Annotated in this window: 1 pseudogene; it reads left to right on the forward strand. The window is 66.7% G+C overall.

The window, feature by feature from the left end:
• Positions 1 to 345 (forward strand): annotated as a pseudogene (gene fbiC / locus P3H15_RS56055) (7,8-didemethyl-8-hydroxy-5-deazariboflavin synthase); the annotation flags it as partial.

Consider the following 345-nt stretch of genomic DNA (forward strand, 5'->3'; position numbering starts at 1 on the left):
AGATCGTCAACGGCGCCTCCCGGGGTGGGCAGAGCATCCGGGACTGGCTGACCGAACTGCGCGAGGCCGGTCTGGACACCATTCCCGGTACCGCCGCGGAGATCCTCGACGACGAGGTGCGGTGGGTGCTCACCAAGGGGAAGTTGCCCACCGCCACCTGGGTGGAGGTGGTGACCACGGCGCACGAGGTGGGGTTGCGGTCGAGTTCGACGATGATGTACGGGCACGTGGACAACCCCAAGCACTGGGTGGGGCATCTGCGGGTGTTGTCCGGGATTCAGGACCGCACGGGTGGGTTCACCGAGTTCGTGCCGTTGCCGTTCGTGCATCAGAGTGCGCCGCTGT

This window comes from Rhodococcus sp. T2V (assembly GCF_029269925.1).
GTDB lineage: Bacteria > Actinomycetota > Actinomycetes > Mycobacteriales > Mycobacteriaceae > Rhodococcus_F > Rhodococcus_F koreensis.